This is a genomic window from Gluconobacter sp. P5H9_a (assembly GCF_018812085.1).
In the GTDB taxonomy this organism is placed as follows: domain Bacteria; phylum Pseudomonadota; class Alphaproteobacteria; order Acetobacterales; family Acetobacteraceae; genus Gluconobacter.
This window is the reverse complement of record NZ_JACRVW010000001.1, coordinates 207233-225430: the sequence shown is the minus strand read 5'-3', so window position 1 is coordinate 225430 and position 18198 is coordinate 207233. Positions and strand designations below refer to the sequence as shown.

Here is an 18198-nt window from a genome sequence, read left to right as displayed (position 1 = left end):
AGAAGCACGGCCACTCCGGATTCCACCCTATGAACCCGAACTACACTCTCCGCCCAGCCGATTTTTCCGAACAAGAAACACGCGACCTTTTGGCCCTTCACCTTGCCGGAATGCACGAAAACACCCCTGCTGGACACGTCTTCGCCTTGGATCTGGCTGCTCTCACCTCATCTGATATCGAGGTCTGGACTGTCCACCACCGGGGCCACGTTGCTGGCATTGGTGCGCTAAAACGATTGAGTGCTCAGGACGGTGAACCTTTCGCTGACTATCAGGCTTCTAAGTTCAACCAGTTCTTTCATCTGTCGCTCTAAAAACGGGCCTTTCGCGCATAAAAAACCGGACTGACACTGCCAGCCCGGTTCTCCGGAAAATCCCTTAGAACGGGATTTCATCATCCAGATCGTTATCTGGCGGAGCATCCCAGCCACCACCACGACTGCCCGACGCGCCGCCTGCGCTACCGCCGCTACTACGAGAGCCGCCGCCAAAGCCACCTTCACTGCCACCGCTCCGGCTTCCACCACCAAAGCCGCCGCCGTTGTTGCTTCCGCCACCGTAGGACGAACCACCACCGTCGAAGCCACCGCCTTCATCACCGCCACTGCGGTTACTGTCGAGGAGCACCAACTCACCGCGGAACCGATCAATCGTTACTTCCGTCGTGTAACGCTCTTGGCCGGACTGGTCGGTCCACTTACGGGTCCGCAGTTCACCTTCGAGGTAAACCTTGCGCCCCTTGCGCAGAAAACGCTCAGCCACATCGCCCAGGCGATCATTGAAAATGACGACGCGATGCCATTCCGTACGCTCGCGGCGCTCACCGGACTGACGGTCGTTCCATGTTTCAGACGTGGCGATCGTCAGATTGACAACCTTCCCGCCTGACTGCGTGTTCCGGACTTCCGGGTCCTTGCCCAGATTCCCGACCAGAATCACCTTATTGACGCTGCCTGCCATTCCGTACCAACCAATTTTCTCGAATTGTTCTTTTCATATGATCCTAAACGCCCATCTATAATTGATCCAGCGCCGTTCAGGCGCGTTCCGATTTTTAACAATCGCTTTTCTGCACATTCCGGGGTTTTCGTGAGCTTTCCAGACAATCATTCGATCCGTGTCCGTGGTGCCCGCGCCCACAATCTCAAGAATATCGATGTCACGATTCCCCGTGACTCCCTGACGATCATCACGGGTCTCTCCGGCTCCGGAAAGTCGTCTCTCGCCTTCGATACGATCTATGCCGAAGGTCAGCGCCGATATGTGGAAAGTCTTTCCGCTTACGCCCGCCAGTTCCTCGAACTGATGGGCAAGCCGGATGTGGACTCCATTGAGGGCCTCTCCCCGGCCATCTCGATCGAACAAAAAACGACCTCAAAGAACCCCCGCTCCACCGTCGGCACCATCACGGAAATCCATGACTACATGCGCCTTCTCTGGGCGCGCGTAGGTGTTCCCTATTCACCCGCAACCGGCCTCCCTATTGAAGCCCAGACGGTCAGCCAGATGGTAGATCGCGTCATGGCGCTTCCTGAAGGTACGCGTCTCATGCTGCTGGCGCCGGTCGTCCGGGACCGTAAAGGGGATTGCAAACGCGAACTGGCAGACCTGGCTCGCAAGGGCTTCACGCGCGTCAAAATTGACGGTGAACTTTACGAAATTGCCGAAGCCCCCGAACTCAATCGCAAGACCCGCCACAATGTCGAAGTCGTGGTGGACCGGATTGTCGTCAAACCTGATCTCGAATCCCGTCTGGCAGACAGCTTTGAGACAGCCCTCGAACTCTCCGACGGTCTCGCCTACGCGGAAGAAGTCAGGCGTGCGGGAGAAACAGCTGCCCCCGCCCACATCGTTTTCTCCTCACGTTTCGCCTGCCCTGTTTCAGGCTTTACGATTGAGGAGATCGAGCCCCGTCTGTTTTCCTTCAATGCCCCAATGGGCGCCTGTCCGACCTGTGATGGTATCGGTACGGAAACCCATTTTGACGAGAACCTGATTGTCAGTGACGACACACTGACACTTTCTGAAGGTGTGATTGCCCCTTGGAGTGGTGCCAGCACGGACTGGTATGACCAGACTCTTGCAGCTCTTGCTCGCCATTGTGGGGACACCATGAACACGCCATGGCGAGACCTGAAAGCCGAAACCCGGGATTTGATCCTGTATGGTTCCAAAGAGGCCATCGCCATTCCGTATCGTGATGGCAGCAAGGTCCATACCGTTACGAAGCCCTTTGAAGGCGTGCTCAAAAACCTGCGGCGGCGCATGGCGCAGACAGACAGCATGTGGGTCCGCGAGGAACTGTCGCGCTACCAGTCAGAAAAGCCCTGCCACACCTGCCATGGCGCGCGCCTGAAACCTGAAGCCCTCTGCGTGAAGGTCAATGACCTGAACATCGCCGAAGCGTCAGATATGCAGATCCGCAAGGCACTGGACTGGTTTTCCGGCGTTGAAGTTACCCTCACCCCACAACGTGCGGAAATCGCGCGCCGCATTCTTCGCGAAATCACGGATCGCCTGCACTTCCTCGATGATGTTGGCCTGGACTACCTCACACTTTCCCGCGGATCGGCCACACTTTCTGGCGGTGAAAGCCAGCGTATCCGGCTGGCGTCCCAGATTGGCTCGGGTCTGACCGGCGTTCTGTATGTGCTTGATGAACCGTCCATCGGCCTGCATCAGCGCGACAACGAGCGCCTTCTCGGTACACTGGAGCGCCTCAAACGCCTTGGAAACACCGTCATCGTCGTCGAACATGACGAAGATGCCATCCGTGCTGCTGATTACCTTATCGATATGGGGCCTGGTGCTGGCACGCGGGGCGGAAACGTCATCGCAATCGGCACACCTGCGGAAGTAGCCAAGAATAAAGAAAGCCTGACTGGTGCCTATCTTTCGGGTCGGAAGTTTATTCCAGTTCCGGAAAATCGACGCACCTCGGACAAAACACTCACATTGGTTGGAGCCAAGGGAAACAATCTCAAGGATCTGACCGTGGATTTCCCACTGGGGACCTTTATTGCGGTCACTGGTGTATCAGGCGGCGGCAAGTCCACCCTGGTCGTGGATACCCTTTACAAAGCACTGTCCCGGCAGCTCATGAAATCGAGCCAGTCTCCACTCCCTTATGACCGACTGGAAGGCGTAGAGAACCTCGATAAAATCATCGAAATCGATCAGTCTCCGATCGGCCGTACACCCCGTTCCAACCCCGCCACCTACACGGACCTGTTCGCCCCTATCCGGGACTGGTTTGCTGAACTCCCGGAATCCAAGGCACGCGGTTACAAACCAGGCCGCTTCTCCTTCAATGTAAAGGGCGGTCGCTGCGAAGCCTGTCAGGGCGATGGCGTCCTGAAAATCGAAATGCACTTCCTGCCTGACGTCTTTGTCACCTGTGACACCTGCAAAGGCGCGCGGTACAATCGTGAAACGCTGGAAGTGAAGTTCCGTGGCAATTCCATCGCTGATGTACTTGCCATGACTGTGGACGAGGCGTTGCCGTTCTTTCAGGCTGCGCCCAGAATTCGGGACCGCCTCGCCATTCTCCAGCAGGTTGGTCTTGGCTATGTCGCCCTGGGCCAACAGGCAACCACGCTTTCAGGCGGTGAAGCCCAGCGCGTCAAACTGTCCAAGGAACTCGCCAAACGGGCTACTGGTCGCACGCTCTACATTCTTGATGAGCCCACCACCGGCCTGCACACTGAAGACGTCCGTAAGCTGCTGGAAGTGCTGCATACGCTGGTCGATCAGGGGAACACCATTTTGGTGATCGAGCATAATCTGGAGGTCATCAAGACAGCAGACTGGCTGATCGATATCGGACCAGAAGGCGGTGATGGTGGCGGCAAGATCGTAGCCGCAGGAACACCGGAAGACATTGCTGCCTGCAAAGCAAGCCACACTGGCCGCTTCTTGGCCCCCCTTCTGGATGCGCCCGGTGTCAGGCAGCACCGTGAGCCCACAGGCAAAAGAATCACTCAGGCGATGATTGCCGCCAGCTTGCCCCAAAAGGCGGAGCGAGCCCCAGCCAAAACAACAAAAGTGCCTAAGGCAAAAATAGTGGCGGACAAGAAACCTCGTGGCCGCCCCTCAGGCTCCCGCAACAAAACCAAAGTCTGATTCCTGATCAAGTCCTGAAGAGCCCCGTTCTTCAGGACAACAAAGGACGCTACGCAAGCCAGGCTACAAAAAGGTGTCAAAGGCCGTCGTCACAATGCCTTCCAGATCAGAGTGATCGGGAGCCAGAAATTCAGCCCCCGACAGGCGACACCAGAACAGTAATCGCAAAAAACGCAGCCGTACCCTTTCCAAGCGGGTATGCTGGTGCAAACCCCACGGCAACAATCAACATACGAGACGGCAGCCGGATTAGAGCAATCATCAGCGCTCAGCGGTCCGGATCATCCTCCTAGAACAATCCATTTGCTCCCTTCTGAGAAGAATTACCGGCTGACTGGTCGGCAGTTATTTCTGCTGAGTACCGAGATGCTCTTTCCCGCGCTGGCGCGCCAGCTTCTCCTGTAGCTCACGGGCAGCATATCGCTGGCGCTGCTCTTCTGTCCGTTCGTTATGACAATGGGGGCAAGAGACGCCTTGTACAAACATCGGAGAAGCCTTGTCTTTCTCACTGACAGGGCGACGACAGGCGTGACAAACATCGTAGCTGCCAATTTCCAGACCATGCTTCACGGAAACACGCTGGTCAAAGACGAAACATTCCCCTTCCCAAAGGCTTTCTTCCTCTGGAACAGTCTCCAGATATTTCAGAATACCGCCTTTGAGATGGTAAACTTCGTCCAATCCCTCTGCCTTCACAAAAGACGTAGACTTCTCACAGCGAATTCCGCCTGTGCAGAACATGGCAATCTTTGGAACTCGGCCTGTTGCCTCAAGCTCCTTGCGCCGGTTCCGGAACCACTCCGGAAACTCCCGGAATGACCGTGTTTTGGGATCTTCAGCCCCCTTGAAAGTCCCGATCGCGACTTCGTAGTCATTCCGGGTATCAATCACGATCGTATCCGGATCAGAAATCAGAGCATTCCATTCATCTGGTGCCAGATACTGACCAACATCCTTGCGAGGATCGATATTAGGCTGTCCCATGGTGACGATCTCTTTTTTGAGACGCACCTTCATGCGGCGGAAGGGCATTTCCGGCGCACGAGATTCCTTAATCTCCAGTTCCTCACATCCGGGCATCGCCCGAATATGCTCCAGCACCCGTTCCATGCCTTCGTCTGAACCAGCGATCGTTCCGTTAATGCCCTCTGGCGCCAGAAGCAGAATGCCTTTGATGCCTGCGCGGTCGCAGACCTCCTGCAAAGGCCCGCGCAACGCAACGATGTCTTCAAACGGCGTGAAGTTGTAAAGCGCGACGATACGGATCGGCGGAAGAGCATCAGACACMGGGCAACCATCCAGCTCTGCGACCGCAGGCAGACCCACGATCAGGTGATAATGTGCCCCCGCCAATATCAGGCTCGCGCCTTCAATTCCAGAAAACTCCTGAACCTGAGCCTCAGGCGACTGAGGCGGTTGCTGCTTCTGCGAGAGGTAGTCCACGATCCTTGATCACGCGACGCACCGTCTGAATGACCTGCGCTCCAGTAATCAGACGCGTGCATTCAAACTGCCGCTCCGTCCCCTTGTGGCGGGGGCACCAGAAGAAATCCTTGTGATCGAACTGATGCCTTGGGTCGTTCCAGCACGAATTGCAGGTGTGCCAGTTGATGATGCGATAGGGCGTGAAAAATTCATTGTCCGGATGCGTGAAGCCGGAAATCATGACGACAGGTGTCCCAGCTGCATGCGCCAGCCAAGCCAGACCACTGGAGAGGCCAATGAAGAAACTGGCATGCTTCAGCCAACGCGCACGTTCTGACAACGGACGGCTGCCAGTCTCGTCTTCTGCACCATGGGGAATGTGATTGTAGACATATCCTGTTCCATGGAACGTTTTCTGATCAATGCAGATCACGCGATACCCAGCAGACTTCAGAAAGCCAATAACCTCCTGCCACCCAGCTGGATTATTCCAGTATTTGCACTGAGTACTCGCCTGCGTCGCAATCACGACATATGGCCCCTCAATAGGAGGCGTATCCCCATCCTGAATTGTAATGCCAGGCGGGTTATCGTTCCAGGGATCAACACCTAGAATATAAGCTGCGGTGCGGTGCAGACCCACATGCCGGAAGTCTGTTGGCTGATGTGTCAGCTCGGTATCCGTGAAAAACAGGCCTATATTATACGAGGCGTAGAATCCGGACGTGAACGTCTTGTTTGCCTGAGCTTCATCGTGACCAACCAGAGTAATATCCGGATTGGCTTCTTTCACCAGTGGCAGAATCACATCTGCAACCGAGCAGGACACTTTCGCTCCCGTTTGCTGGGCCAAGCGAATAGCAGCGGGCAGCCAGGCAATCGTGTCTCCCAGAGTTCCAACAGGAAGCTGCACCAGAACAGGTTTTCCATTCAGAGACAGTTCATGATGCAGAATATCCTCCCGTGTTCCGTCAGGCTTTTCCAGCCAGACATCAATCCGGAATGGAACAAAGTACTTCTTGGTGGATGAAACCATCCCGCCCTTGAGCCGGGCATCGAAAAGAATATTTCCCGTCGAATAATCTGAAAGCCTGACATGCCACTGCCCCAACTCCGGAGCGATATCCGGCACCATGACGCGGGCACCATCATTGAAGTCAAAGCGGACACCCTGTCCCCCTTCGACAACTGGAACAGCTGGAATGGCCAGATAGGGGCTCTTTTCGTCCTCCTTCTGCACAACACTTCCATCAACGGGTAAAGTACTCTCCTGCGGAAGGCCTGAGGCAGGTGTTACAGTTTCTGCAAGCTGGGAAGAAACAGAGGTCACATCAGACATAAGTAGAAGCGTCTCCAAACCGTCCCCGCAGGCCGTACAGAGACAGAGAACCGTCCCCACCGCACCCACAAAAGCAGGCTCAATACTGAAAGTTGAAAACCATTTTCAAATCTGCATCCATCTCTTGATAAAGAGACGCTGCCCACTCTGCCACAAAACAGTGCCAAGGTTAAAATAGACTAACGACCCTTGGACATTAAAAGAAACTTTCACCTATCCACCAGAGATCGTTCCCTGGTCGGAAATGCTGTGCGATACCGGAAAGATCATGACAGACCATACTGCCATCCGCGGCCCCTTCCTGACTTTCCACGCAGACCCGTTCACGGTCGATCCCATGGCTGCTGTAACGCATCAGCCGGATGGCCTGATTCTATGCAAAGATGGCATCATTACCGCCGCCGGAGCATGGGACGATCTGAAAGATCAGATCCCTGAAGGCACTGCCGTAGATCATTATCCAGACCAGCTGATTTCAGCAGGAATGATCGATACCCACGTCCATTATCCTCAGCTTCCGGTGATTGCCTCGTATGGGGAACAGCTTCTGGAATGGCTGGAGACCTATGTCTTCCCTGCTGAAGCCCGTTACGCAGATGTCACCTATGCACGCCAGATCGCCCGCAGTTTCCTGAAAGAACTTCTCCGCGTTGGTACAACAACGGCCGCCGTGTACTGCACGGTTCATCCGGAATCCGTAGACGCATTTTTTGAGGAATCAGAACGCCTCAATACCTGCATGATCGCAGGGAAGGTCCTGATGGACCGCAATGCGCCTGATAACCTGCGAGACACCGCCCAGACAGGCTACGATCAGTCTGCCGCACTGATCGAACGCTGGCATGGTCGCGGACGACAGCTTTACGCCGTCACGCCACGCTTTGCTCCTACCAGTACACCCGAACAACTGGATTTGGCTGGATCTCTCCTTGCTACCCGCTCCGACCTCTTCATGCAGACGCACCTGCTCGAGAACCGGTCTGAGATCGAATGGGTCAAGGAACTCTTTCCTAACCGTTCATCCTATCTGGACGTGTATGACAAGTCCGGCCTTCTGCGCCCTCGCGCCATTCTGGCTCACGCTGTGCACGCACAGGAAGAAGATTTCCAGCGCTGCCATGATACAGGCTGCTCCATCGCACACTGCCCTGGTTCAAACCAGTTCCTGGGTAGTGGATCGTTTCCCCTGTTCAACGCTTTGAAGCCTGAACGACGTGTTAAAATCGGCATCGGCAGCGATGTGGGCGCTGGGCCATCCCTCTCCCTGCTTCAGGTTCTGTCGGACGGATACAAGGTCGCTCAAGGCCTGGGTACAAAACTTCACCCAGCTCAAGGTCTCTGGTTAGCGACTGTAGGAGGAGCTCAGTCTTTAGGGCTTGAAGATCATATTGGCGCCATCAGACCCGGCCTTCATGCAGATCTCTGCGTGTTCGATCCTACTGCGACACCTCTCGGAAAAATTCGTACCCAGACGGCAGAGACCCTGTCTGACCTCCTGTTTGCCCTGACCATGCTGGGTGATGACCGTAGCATCGAGGCCACATATGTAGCCGGTCAGAAAGTCCACAGCCGGAATTGATATCTCGCCTGCAGGCCCTCAGCCGAACCGCCGCTGTGACCCTTCGACTATAGAGTCTTCAGCGTCTACAGACAGGCCCATCAGGATCCGTTCATCGGGCAGATCGGCCACGACGATGTCCGCTTCTGGATCAACTGCCAGTGTCCGACGGACATTGAACAGCAGATGCAGGAAAATGGCGGACAATGCCCCTAAGGTAATACCGCTTCCAAAGACAATCTGCGCCCACATCGGGAACGTATCCGAGATATGAGGCTGCGCCGTCGTCAGCATTCCAAGGCCGATGCTTGTTCCAACAATGATGACATTACTCTGCCGATTGAAGTCCACTCGCGTCAGCGTCTGAACACCGACAACAGCAACTGTGGCAAACATCGCCAGCGCGGCACCACCCAGAACGGGTAACGGAACCGCCGCCACAATCGCCCCGAGCTTTGGCAGACATCCGAGCATCATCATGATGATAGCCGCAGACGCCACCACCCAACGGCTTTTCACTCCAGTCATGCGCACAAGACCGACGTTTTCAGCAAAGCAGGTATAAGGGAAAGAATTAAAGACACCGCCGAGCAGCGTTGCAATGCCATCTGCCCGCAACGTGCGCGCAATGTCTTCCCGCGTGATGGTCTTCCCGACAATTTCCCCCGTCGCGTACACATTGCCGATTGTCTCGACCATGGTGATAATCATTACGATCACCATCGACAGGATCGGAACCACGTGGAAAGTGGGTGTCCCAAAGAAAAAGGGCTGCGTGAGTGACACAAGCGGCGCGGAAGCAACGCCATCAAAATGTGCATCGCCCAAAAGCCAGGCAGCCATCGTACCGACACACAGCCCCATCAGCACGGCGATGGTCGCAATAAACCCCCGAAACAGGCGCTGCACAACCAGGATACTTGCCAGCGTTCCCAGCCCGTAACACAGGCTTCGCAAAGGCACTTGATCCTGCACAAGTCCCGGTCCGTGTCCGGAAACAATGTCGTTAGCCGCAACAGGTAAGAGTGCCAGGCCAATCACAAGAATGATGGAGCCTGTCACGACAGGCGGGAAAAACCGCACAAGTTTCGCGAAATGCGGCGCCAGAAGCAGGGTCACAATCCCTGCGATAATGACTGATCCATAGATCGATAGCAGACCTGGCGTTCCGCCCCCTACCGCCGACCCGATAGCAATCATCGGACCTACCGCCGTAAACGTCACCCCTTGCAGAAGCGGCAAACGAACCCCTACCGGTCCAAAACCAACAGCCTGCAACAGGGACGCAATCCCGCAAGTGAACAGATCAGCATCAATCAAATGAATCAGCGTTTCCTGTGGGAGGTGCAAAGCCCCTGCCACAAGAATCGGGACAATCACCGCCGCTGAATAGAACGCCAAAATATGCTGGAAGCCATAAGCCCCCAGCCGCCAGAGCGGGAGCTTCTCATCAACCGGATGAACCACAGAAGTATCAGACGCCATCAGGTCTCAGCTTCCACGATATGTGGAATATCCATAAGGCGCCGCCAGCAGCGGAACATGCGCATGCATACCCTCACCCAGACCGAACACAATCGGCACAACATCCAGAAAGGGCGGATCAGACAGCACATGCCCCGCCGCCCGGAAATACGCACCAATCTCGAATTCCAGACGATAGGTTCCACGTTCCAGCGGGATCTCCCGCAAGGCAGGACAGCGCCCATCGTGGTCCGTCACGCCTTCGAAAAGAACAGCGTCTTCCTGAAAAAGCCGGAAAGACACCCCGGCCGCCGGACGGCCCGAGACCGTATCCAGAATATGCGTGGATAATGAGCTCATGATGTCACCAGATCTTTCAGTCTCAGCCCTGCAATTGCATCAATCTGCGAGAGGGCTTCCTTCAGCTCCGCCTCGGGCGTTCCGCCCAGACGACGTTCCATTTCATCCATAATGACCGTCTTGGCCACCTGCCCCGGCGTTGCGACCTTACGCACGCAGATCACAAACGGCATGGAAAAAGCCGTCCCATAGGCCGCATTCAGCGTCTTGAACCGCTCATATTCCGCAGGTGTCAGACGATCCAGCCCGGCAGACGCCTGCTCGGATGCGGACTCCGCCGTCAGATCCGGATCAATTCCCGCGCGATGCCCAAGCTCAGGATGCGCCCGAACCAGTGCCAACTGTGCCTCCTCGCCCGCATTCCGCACAACGTGAGAAAACGTCGCAAGCATGGCGTCCACATCCGCAAATGGCCGCGCTGCCAGAGCACCTTCAGCCACCCAGGGCGAATGCTCGTAAAGTCCGCCAAACGTCTGGACGAAAACATCCGGCGTCATGGCATTCACATCGGAAATCTTCATGCCGGATGCACACTCATCCAGTGCCGCGCAATTTCCAGCCGGGACGCGACCCAGACATCCTCATGGGACGCCACATGCTCCAGAAAACGCTGAAGGGCCAGCGCACGCGCAGGCTTGCCGGCCAGACGGCAATGAAGCCCGATAGACATCATCCGCCCCCCTTCCGCATACAGCATGTCGAACGTATCCCGCAGATATCGGAAGAACTGCTCGCCCTCGGTAAAGCCGTTGAGTGCCGCAAACTTCATGTCATTGGCATCAAGCGTGTAAGGCACGATTAACTGCGGTTTGCCATGGGTACGATCGTAATACGGAAGATCATCCGCATAAGAGTCGGCATCGTAAACAAAGCCGCCTTCTTCCACGACCAGACGGGCCGTGTTCGGGCTGGTGCGGCCCTGATACCACCCCAACGGGCGCTCCCCGACCACTTCCGTATGAAGCGCAATCGCCTCGCGGATATGCTCGCGCTCCACGTCTTCCGGGAAATCCTGATAATCAATCCAGCGCAGGCCGTGCGTGGCAATTTCCCAGCCACTTTCCTTCATGGCGGCCACCGCATCCGGATTGCGCGCCAAAGCCTTGGCTACACCAAAGACAGTCGTGGCCATCCCAGCCTTTTCAAACAGGCGATGCAAACGCCAGAACCCAGCACGACTCCCGTATTCGTAAAGGCTTTCCATCTGCGCACAACGCGCACCAACGATGGATTTCGTCCCGACCATTTCGGACAGAAAAGCCTCCGACCCCGCATCTCCATGCAGAACCGAGTTTTCCGCGCCTTCTTCATAGTTGATGACAAACTGGACCGCGATCCGTGCACCATTCGGCCATTTTGGATCAGGGGGCGTCCGGCCATAGCCGATCATATCACGGGGATAGGTGTTGGTGCTCATCTGTGCTGCTCCCCCTCAAACCGTTGGCGGATCAAGGCTGATCAGTTCTTCCGTGTCGTAAGACAGCAGGCTTTCCAGATGCTTCTCGCCATCCTCAACGAACAGATCACGCGCAATACCGCGCGTCAGTTTCTCAACGCCAAAACGCATGCCACTGATGGACGCCCCTGAAAGACCCATGCTGGGCATGGACGCAAACGTGAAATTGTAGATTGCCGCCAGCATCGGTGCCTTTGGATCGGACGGATCTTTCGGCAGAAACTGAAAGCGCTGCCCCAGATACGGATGGCTGGACAGAAGCATGCTCTCCTCCCCTTCTGGCGCCGTGAAATGGTCACTCCACAGCATGACGGAGTCCGCAAAATCCTGCGTTTCCGGACGGTGCTTCAGATCAATCGAGAAACCCGTACCAATAATCAGGAAGTCAAAGCGCATCTCGCCATTGGGCGTTTCGACCACAATCTCATCGCCATCCATACGCGCAGAATTCCACGGCGTACCAGGATGGAACGCAAAGTTCTCATGCTTGCGGCAACGCCAGAACGTATCCTGCGGCGGCGGCTGGTTCAGATTGTAGATGCAGCGCATGAAGCGCCAGCGGGTCAGGTCCGGCAGTTCTGAAAAATGTGCGAGAAAGCCCGCGTTTTCCATCCAGCGATACGGATTGATAGCCGGAATTTTTGTACGACGCAGACACAGATCTACACGTCCTACACCGGATTCCAGCGCAGTGGCAGCGTTATCAAAAGCAGATGCGCCCGCGCCCAGAACACCAATCCGCTTACCCTTCAGGGCTGCGAAATCAATATCTTCGTGCGTGTGGGCATAAACCGACTTCGGAAGGTTCTCCGAAATGAAAGGGGGAACGAACCAGGCTCCGCCACCATCAATTCCCGTAGCCAGAACCATCCGGCGCGCCCAGCGCTTTGTCTCGACACCAGCAGCATTTCGGAATGTCAGACGCAGAAGGCCGTCTTTCCATTCCACATGAACCAGTTCCTGGTCGTTGACGACCGGCAGTTCGAGCGTATCACGCACCCAATCCAGATAGGACTGCCAGTCATGCCGTGAGATCTTGTCGAGCGATTGCCAGGCTTCCTTGCCATACCGCGCTTCATACCAAGACTGCGGCGTCAGATTGGGAACACCCAGATCCGGCCCCGTCACATGCTTCGGCGTCCGCAACGTGATCATCCGGGCAAACGTGACCCACGGGCCTTCTCCACCCTTTGCAGCGCGCTCAAAAATTTGCGTGTTCGTTACGCCCTGACGGCGCAGTCCGAAACAGGCTGTCAGCCCACCTTGTCCGCCGCCAATAATGGCAACATCCAGAACATCTTCACCGTCTTTCTGAACCGGAATATTCCAGTTTCCGGTCGCGTACCTGATCTTCGCAAGATCCTCATGAACCTGCGCCGAAAGGGTGGCCAGGCCGTCAGTCGGGGAAGGGGAACGTGTCATGAGCATCTTATCCTAAAGAACAGGCACAGGATCGTGGTCTTTCATAAGAAATGACCAGAGTTTCTTCCTGTGTCAAAATGACAGGGTTCACCTGCCTCTCTGAAGTGTTTCATAGAGGGGCATTCTCGTATATCTCAGAAAAACGTCCCTGCCGTTCTCGAAAAAAGAGCGTATCCCATGCCGGTTTTCTCCCGCTTCCTTCGCTACTTCCTGTCCGTTGCCCAATATGGCTCGATCCGGAAAGCCTCCGAACATCTACGGATTGCGGCGTCTGCCATCGACCGCCAGATTCTGCATGGTGAGGAAGCTCTCGGCACTCCACTCTTTGAGCGCCTGCCCAGCGGCCTGCGTCTGACAGCCGCTGGCGAACTCCTTTATACCAAAGGCAAACAGTGGACGCGGGAAATGCAGGAAGTCCGCACCCAGCTTGAAGACATGCGCGGATTGAGACGGGGACAGGTGGACATAGCTCTGCCTGATGCCCTGACCACAGGATTTCTCCCCCGCATTCTGAAAGACCTGCGGAAAAGCCATCCCGGCATTACCATCTGCACCCATGTGCTGGACAACGCTGCCATTCAGCAGGCGCTCATCAGTGGAGATGTTGATTTTGCGCTCCTCCTGAATCCGACACAGGCCCGCGGCCTGCTCGTCCGCACTCATATCGATTACCCCTTGGGTTTCGTCTGCCTTCCCGACCATCCGATAGCCAAAAACAAGGATGCTCGTTTCAGCACCTGTGCCGAATACCCAATGGTCATGCCCCAACAACCTCTCGCACTACAGCGACAGATTGAAATTCTGGAAATTGACAGCAATGTCAGCGTCCAGCCTGCAGCATCCTCCGATAATATCCAGATGATAAAGTCACTCGTCCTGGAAGGTGTCGGGCTGGGAATCCTGAGTCGGCTTGATGCCATGAAGGAAATTCTCAGTGGTGAACTGGCTTTCGTCCCCATTTCAAACAGGGATGTTTCCCCGCTGACCCTGGCTCTATGCGTGGATCAGGCTCGGCAGCTTTCCGGAGCAGCAAGACTGGTGATTGCAGAAGTGGAGAAAACCTTCTTGCATCCAACAGAGACATAACTTCGGAAGCAGAGTGCTGAACGACAAACCCTACCCTGCGTTAGGAAGGGCAGGCATAAGCCAGAACATCTAAGGACAATCCAATGTCTTTTCTCAGGATATTTTCTGCCAGCGCCCTCATCTGCTGTCTGTCGGGAAGTGGCGCCCTCGCCCAGACGGCCACTGACATCCGTATTGTTCAGGGCGGAGAGAATGTTGCCTGGAAAGCCGCGCCGCCCATGTTCCCCAGTGGAACACGCATGTCCTTCCTGTACGGAGCCTCGGACAAGCCCGGTCCCTTCACTATGCGCGTCATGATGCCCGCAGGGTCAACCATTCCGCCCCATACGCACAATATGGATGAAATGCTCACGGTTCTGGCGGGCAGTGTGCATCATTACATCGGCGAGAGCATCACAGCGAACGATGAAAAAGTCCTGACAGCCGGAGGGTTTGTTCATCTTCCTCCTAATGTTCCGCACGCACTCAAAGCTGGGACACAAGGCGCCATTGTGCAGGTTTCGGGAACAGGCCCATTTACCATGACCTATGTGAACCCACAGGATGATCCCCAGCATACAAATCGTTAAGACTAGTCCGACAAAAAACCCCTGATTCACATGTGAATCAGGGGTTTTTTGTATCAAAATGAGCCGAGAACTTAGTGGCCAATAATTCCCAGAACCAGACCTGGCGTCAGTATCTGCGGTAATACAACTTCCGATCCATGCGCCGGATAATAAACATAGAGCGGGACGCCATCGCGCCCGTGGGCTTTCAGGTAAGCGGAAATTCCAGCGTCCCTGTTGGTCCAGTCGCCCTTGAGATAAGCGACATGCCGCGCACTGAACGCCTTACGGACAGAGTCCACATCGAGCGCCACCCGTTCATTCACCATGCAGGTGATACACCAGGACGCCGTCATATCGACAAAAACCGGCTCTCCCTTTGCACGAAGGTCTGCCAGCTTCTCACTTGAAAACGACTGAATTTGATTGTCAGCTGACGTGGCAGGAGACGTCGCTGTTGCAGATACCGGTTCGGCAAGACTACGGGACAAGCCTGCCCCACATACGACCATGCACAGAACGGCTACAACACGGCAGAAGAGAACCATACCCCGTCCACCTTCCCGCATCGCGCGATGCTGCCCGATACCGTAGATCCAGGCCGCAAAGCCCAGCAACACAAGACCGCCGCCTGCCACAACTACGAAATTCACACCGCGCTCAATTGTCGCCACCCACAGTAGCCACACACAGGTTGCCAGAAGTGGGAAGGCCAAGGCCTGCTTCAACACACCCATCCATGCTCCTGGCTTTGGCATCCGCGACGCCAGACCGGGAACACTTGCCACCAGCACATAGGGAGCTGCCAACCCAAGCCCCATGGAAAGAAAGACCAGCAACCCCATCACAGCAGGGCCACCCAGAGCTCCTGCAATGGCCACCCCCATAAACGGAGCCGTGCAAGGCGTCGCGACGATGACAGCTAATAGCCCCGTCATCATGTCGCCAGCATGGCCTGCACCGTGTGGATGCAACTGACCTAACCGCCCCGCACTGATTTCAAAGACGCCAAGCAAGTTCAGAGCCATGCCAAACAGCAGCCAGCACACACCAACCACAAATCCCGCTGATTGGAACTGGAAGCCCCATCCAGCTGAAGATCCGGCAAGGCGCAGTCCGATCATCAGAAGACCAAGAACTGCGAAGGCTCCTGTAACGCCCAGCGTGTAAAACAGTGCACTTTGCAACTGCACACGTCGCCCAACGCCGCCCATCTTCGCCAGTGACAAGGCTTTCATGGCCAGAACTGGAAAAACACAAGGCATAAGATTGAGGATCAGACCGCCGACAAAAGCGAACAGCATCACACGGAGCCAACCAGCACCCGTTGGTACGGCGTCTGCGGAAGCAGGTGCGGGCGCCGCTGCGGCATCTTCTACCTTGGTTGGACCCACCGTCTGTTCAGCAGAAATCTGGATAGGGCTTTCCTGACCAGCCTCATCCTTCAACACGACCAGCCCCTTAAGCGGCGCATCCCGATGAGCAGTTTTCAGAAACTTCAGGTGAAGAGAAAGCTCGTCTTTGCCAACGTTCAGCGGCTGCGGAGCAACCTGATCAATCAGGCCACCTTCTTCCGGCAAAAACCAGGCTTCCGAAACTGCTGTAGAGGACAGTCCCCTGCCTTCAAGCGTCAGGATACCATCAGCAGAAACATGCGCCTTGAAGGGAGACGAAATCGGCATTTTCGCATCCGCGGCCTGAAACAGGCCAGCCTGAGCGCCTTCAGGAGCGGGACCGGAAGACGCAGGCAGTGTGAGCGAAAAATCACCGCTTTCAGGAATGCAGACTTCGGCACAAACAAGCCATTCTGCATGTGCATGAAGTGTGGTCCCGCCAGTCCCTTTTAGGGTCAGACTGGCTGGAAGCAGCACGTCCCCGACATAGGCATAGGACATGAGACCGCCTTCACTCAGGCGAACTGGCATCGGCCAGTGGATGTCTGAAGTCTTGCCAGTTGCTCCGCCCTGCGCCGTTACATCCAGCGTCGGAGTGTCCCCGGCATCTCCAGGGTTGATCCAGTAAGTGTGCCAGCCCGGTTTGAGTTGCAGCCTCAACCCAACACGCAATGACTGGTCCGGACCGATGGAATCACGGTCAGTAACCAGAGTTGCCGCATCATTGGCTGAGACGACAGCAGGGCTTTCCGCAGCAATAGACGCCCCATTGACACCAAGACCACATATCCCCGCTGCAAGCAGGGCCAACAGACTTAACACACGACGCAAGGTAGTCTCATTCCCTCAGGACAAAACAGGACAGCCTGCATAACACTCTATGTCTGAGAAAACAGTGCTTTTCCACAAACAGGACTAAATAAATCCTGTTTTATGGTTTTTGTCTCAGGGAATCAGTTTCTCCGCTCTTAGGCGCTCAAACAAATCAAAGAACGAGTCTGGGGTATATTGCCACCCGTCAAACCCTGCGAGACGGCTCTTGGACATATCCGTCACACATTCGACAGGACGCCCCAGATCCGCGTCCGTATGCCACGCAGACGCCAGGTGATCGATCCGACTTTCGATCAGGCCATATTTCTCAGTAATCTGCGCCCACAAGCCTCCATCTTGCGACAGTATTTCTTGAAGAGCTGTCGCGTGGCCGGGATAAGGTGCAGCTTCCAAGCCGAACCATGCAGCAAGGCGCGGCCACAGCCACTTCCAGCGAAACACATCCCCATTCACCACGTTGAAGGCTTCATTCCATCCGCTTTCAGATGTTGAGGCCCAGAGAAGCTGCTTGGCCAACTGACGGGCGTCAGTCAGGTCGGTAAGGCTATCCCACTGTACAGGCGAGCCAGGGAAAACGAAGGGACGTCCTGTTTCGCGGCAGATCGTCGCGTAAACAGCCAAAGTGCTCCCCATATTCATCGCATTGCCAACTGCATATCCGATGATGGTGTGGGGACGATGTACGCTCCAGGAAAAGCCGTATTTTTCCGCGGCGGCAAACAGCACATCTTCCTGATCGTAATAGAAATTAGCCAAGGGCAGACGCGGCATGTCCTCCCGGAATGGCGTCTGGGGTGACTCATCTGAAGCATAAGCTTCAAATGGCCCAAGATAATGCTTCATACCCGTTGTAAGCGCAGCGTGCTCAAGCCTCTCTGGCGCAGGAAGTGCCTCAAACACATTGCGGACCATCGCGGAATTAACGCGACAATTTTCTTCTTCCGTGGGCTGACGAAGCCAGGAACAGAAAAAAACGTGTGTGGGCGTCAGATCCTTCAGAGCCAACTTAAGGTTGTTCAGATCCAACAGGTCTGCCGCAATCGGCAGAACGCCGGCCATGTCCTGTCGGGGCCGGCGTGCCAGGCCATGAACAGTCCAGCCTTCGGCAACGAGACGCGTCGCGAGCGTCTGGCCAACAATTCCAGTCGATCCAACAACAAGAGCAATACGGGACATCAGGGTCTCCCTTC

Annotated in this window: 16 protein-coding genes; 5 read left to right on the top strand and 11 right to left on the bottom strand. The window is 55.6% G+C overall.

Annotation, left to right across the window (positions count from 1 at the left end; all coding sequences use genetic code 11):
- Window positions 1-29: 29 nt before the first annotated feature.
- On the top strand, window positions 30-314 hold the full coding sequence (locus tag KP708_RS00960; RefSeq protein ID WP_215749840.1) for a hypothetical protein: 285 nt from the start codon (window positions 30-32) through the stop codon (window positions 312-314).
- Window positions 315-378: 64 nt separating this feature from the next.
- Here the strand turns inward: KP708_RS00960 and ssb are convergent, their stop codons facing one another.
- Window positions 379-960 (bottom strand): single-stranded DNA-binding protein, encoded by a 582-nt coding sequence (gene ssb / locus KP708_RS00955; protein ID WP_202206991.1) that lies wholly within the window; start codon window positions 958-960, stop codon window positions 379-381.
- A 129-nt stretch (window positions 961-1089) separates the two neighbouring features.
- On the opposite strand from ssb, the gene uvrA reads away from it, so the two are divergent.
- Entirely contained in the window at window positions 1090-4122 is a 3033-nt protein-coding gene (uvrA, locus tag KP708_RS00950; RefSeq protein ID WP_215749838.1) for an excinuclease ABC subunit UvrA, read from the top strand.
- Window positions 4123-4252: 130 nt separating this feature from the next.
- Here uvrA and KP708_RS15915 read toward each other — a convergent pair whose 3' ends face one another.
- The 3 genes from KP708_RS15915 to KP708_RS00940 form a co-directional block, all read right to left on the bottom strand.
- The gene (locus KP708_RS15915) at window positions 4253-4384 is read right to left on the bottom strand and encodes a hypothetical protein (protein WP_256445244.1); all 132 of its coding nucleotides are present in this window, start codon (window positions 4382-4384) and stop codon (window positions 4253-4255) included.
- 83 nt (window positions 4385-4467) lie between these two features.
- The gene (locus KP708_RS00945) at window positions 4468-5409 is read right to left on the bottom strand and encodes a rhodanese-related sulfurtransferase (RefSeq protein WP_202207253.1); all 942 of its coding nucleotides are present in this window, start codon (window positions 5407-5409) and stop codon (window positions 4468-4470) included.
- 112 nt (window positions 5410-5521) lie between these two features.
- Window positions 5522-6886, bottom strand: coding sequence for an autotransporter strand-loop-strand O-heptosyltransferase (locus KP708_RS00940; RefSeq protein ID WP_215749836.1), 1365 nt, complete (start codon window positions 6884-6886; stop codon window positions 5522-5524).
- Window positions 6887-7154: 268 nt separating this feature from the next.
- Between KP708_RS00940 and guaD the strand changes: the two genes are divergently transcribed.
- On the top strand, window positions 7155-8465 hold the full coding sequence (guaD, locus tag KP708_RS00935) for a guanine deaminase (RefSeq protein WP_215749834.1): 1311 nt from the start codon (window positions 7155-7157) through the stop codon (window positions 8463-8465).
- A gap of 18 nt (window positions 8466-8483) precedes the next feature.
- On the opposite strand, the gene KP708_RS00930 is transcribed toward guaD, so the two are convergent.
- Genes KP708_RS00930 through KP708_RS00910 form a run of 5 tightly spaced genes read right to left on the bottom strand, consistent with a single transcriptional unit; the run spans window position 8484 to window position 13152 of the window.
- Entirely contained in the window at window positions 8484-9929 is a 1446-nt protein-coding gene (locus KP708_RS00930; RefSeq protein WP_215749832.1) for a nucleobase:cation symporter-2 family protein, read from the bottom strand.
- 6 nt (window positions 9930-9935) lie between these two features.
- Window positions 9936-10268 carry a hydroxyisourate hydrolase gene (uraH, locus tag KP708_RS00925; protein ID WP_211515722.1) on the bottom strand — a complete coding sequence of 111 codons (333 nt, stop codon included), beginning with the start codon at window positions 10266-10268 and terminating at the stop codon, window positions 9936-9938.
- Complete coding sequence (uraD, locus tag KP708_RS00920) at window positions 10265-10789, bottom strand: 2-oxo-4-hydroxy-4-carboxy-5-ureidoimidazoline decarboxylase (RefSeq protein ID WP_215749830.1); 525 nt, start codon at window positions 10787-10789, stop codon at window positions 10265-10267. Before uraD ends, uraH begins: the two co-directional genes overlap by 4 nt.
- Window positions 10786-11685: an allantoinase PuuE gene (gene puuE / locus KP708_RS00915; RefSeq protein WP_215749828.1), complete on the bottom strand. Its 900-nt coding sequence runs from the start codon at window positions 11683-11685 to the stop codon at window positions 10786-10788. Before puuE ends, uraD begins: the two co-directional genes overlap by 4 nt.
- 15 nt (window positions 11686-11700) lie before the next feature.
- A complete protein-coding gene (locus tag KP708_RS00910) occupies window positions 11701-13152 on the bottom strand; it encodes a SidA/IucD/PvdA family monooxygenase (protein WP_215749826.1) in 1452 nt (483 codons plus the stop codon).
- A gap of 171 nt (window positions 13153-13323) precedes the next feature.
- Here KP708_RS00910 and KP708_RS00905 point away from each other — a divergent pair, with 171 nt between their 5' ends.
- Entirely contained in the window at window positions 13324-14232 is a 909-nt protein-coding gene (locus tag KP708_RS00905) for a LysR family transcriptional regulator (protein WP_215749824.1), read from the top strand.
- An 83-nt stretch (window positions 14233-14315) separates the two neighbouring features.
- Window positions 14316-14801, top strand: a complete 486-nt coding sequence (locus KP708_RS00900; protein WP_215749822.1) for a cupin domain-containing protein — start codon at window positions 14316-14318, stop codon at window positions 14799-14801.
- 71 nt (window positions 14802-14872) lie between these two features.
- On the opposite strand, the gene KP708_RS00895 is transcribed toward KP708_RS00900, so the two are convergent.
- Together KP708_RS00895 and KP708_RS00890 are read right to left on the bottom strand one after the other, a co-directional pair.
- Entirely contained in the window at window positions 14873-16996 is a 2124-nt protein-coding gene (locus KP708_RS00895; protein WP_371822705.1) for a protein-disulfide reductase DsbD family protein, read from the bottom strand.
- 123 nt (window positions 16997-17119) lie between these two features.
- The gene (locus tag KP708_RS00890; protein WP_215749820.1) at window positions 17120-18184 is read right to left on the bottom strand and encodes an SDR family oxidoreductase; all 1065 of its coding nucleotides are present in this window, start codon (window positions 18182-18184) and stop codon (window positions 17120-17122) included.
- Window positions 18185-18198: the final 14 nt, after the last annotated feature.

Bases quoted from the DNA above. Each gene is read 5' to 3' on its own strand.
- KP708_RS00960 (WP_215749840.1), top strand. From the start codon at position 30: ATGAACCCGAACTACACTCTCCGCCCAGCCGATTTTTCCGAACAAGAA.
- ssb (WP_202206991.1), bottom strand. From the start codon at position 960: ATGGCAGGCAGCGTCAATAAGGTGATTCTGGTCGGGAATCTGGGCAAG.
- KP708_RS15915 (WP_256445244.1), bottom strand. From the start codon at position 4,384: ATGATTGCTCTAATCCGGCTGCCGTCTCGTATGTTGATTGTTGCCGTG.
- KP708_RS00940 (WP_215749836.1), bottom strand. From the start codon at position 6,886: ATGTCTGATGTGACCTCTGTTTCTTCCCAGCTTGCAGAAACTGTAACA.
- guaD (WP_215749834.1), top strand. From the start codon at position 7,155: ATGACAGACCATACTGCCATCCGCGGCCCCTTCCTGACTTTCCACGCA.
- KP708_RS00930 (WP_215749832.1), bottom strand. From the start codon at position 9,929: ATGGCGTCTGATACTTCTGTGGTTCATCCGGTTGATGAGAAGCTCCCG.
- uraH (WP_211515722.1), bottom strand. From the start codon at position 10,268: ATGAGCTCATTATCCACGCATATTCTGGATACGGTCTCGGGCCGTCCG.
- uraD (WP_215749830.1), bottom strand. From the start codon at position 10,789: ATGAAGATTTCCGATGTGAATGCCATGACGCCGGATGTTTTCGTCCAG.
- puuE (WP_215749828.1), bottom strand. From the start codon at position 11,685: ATGAGCACCAACACCTATCCCCGTGATATGATCGGCTATGGCCGGACG.
- KP708_RS00910 (WP_215749826.1), bottom strand. From the start codon at position 13,152: ATGCTCATGACACGTTCCCCTTCCCCGACTGACGGCCTGGCCACCCTT.
- KP708_RS00905 (WP_215749824.1), top strand. From the start codon at position 13,324: ATGCCGGTTTTCTCCCGCTTCCTTCGCTACTTCCTGTCCGTTGCCCAA.
- KP708_RS00900 (WP_215749822.1), top strand. From the start codon at position 14,316: ATGTCTTTTCTCAGGATATTTTCTGCCAGCGCCCTCATCTGCTGTCTG.
- KP708_RS00890 (WP_215749820.1), bottom strand. From the start codon at position 18,184: ATGTCCCGTATTGCTCTTGTTGTTGGATCGACTGGAATTGTTGGCCAG.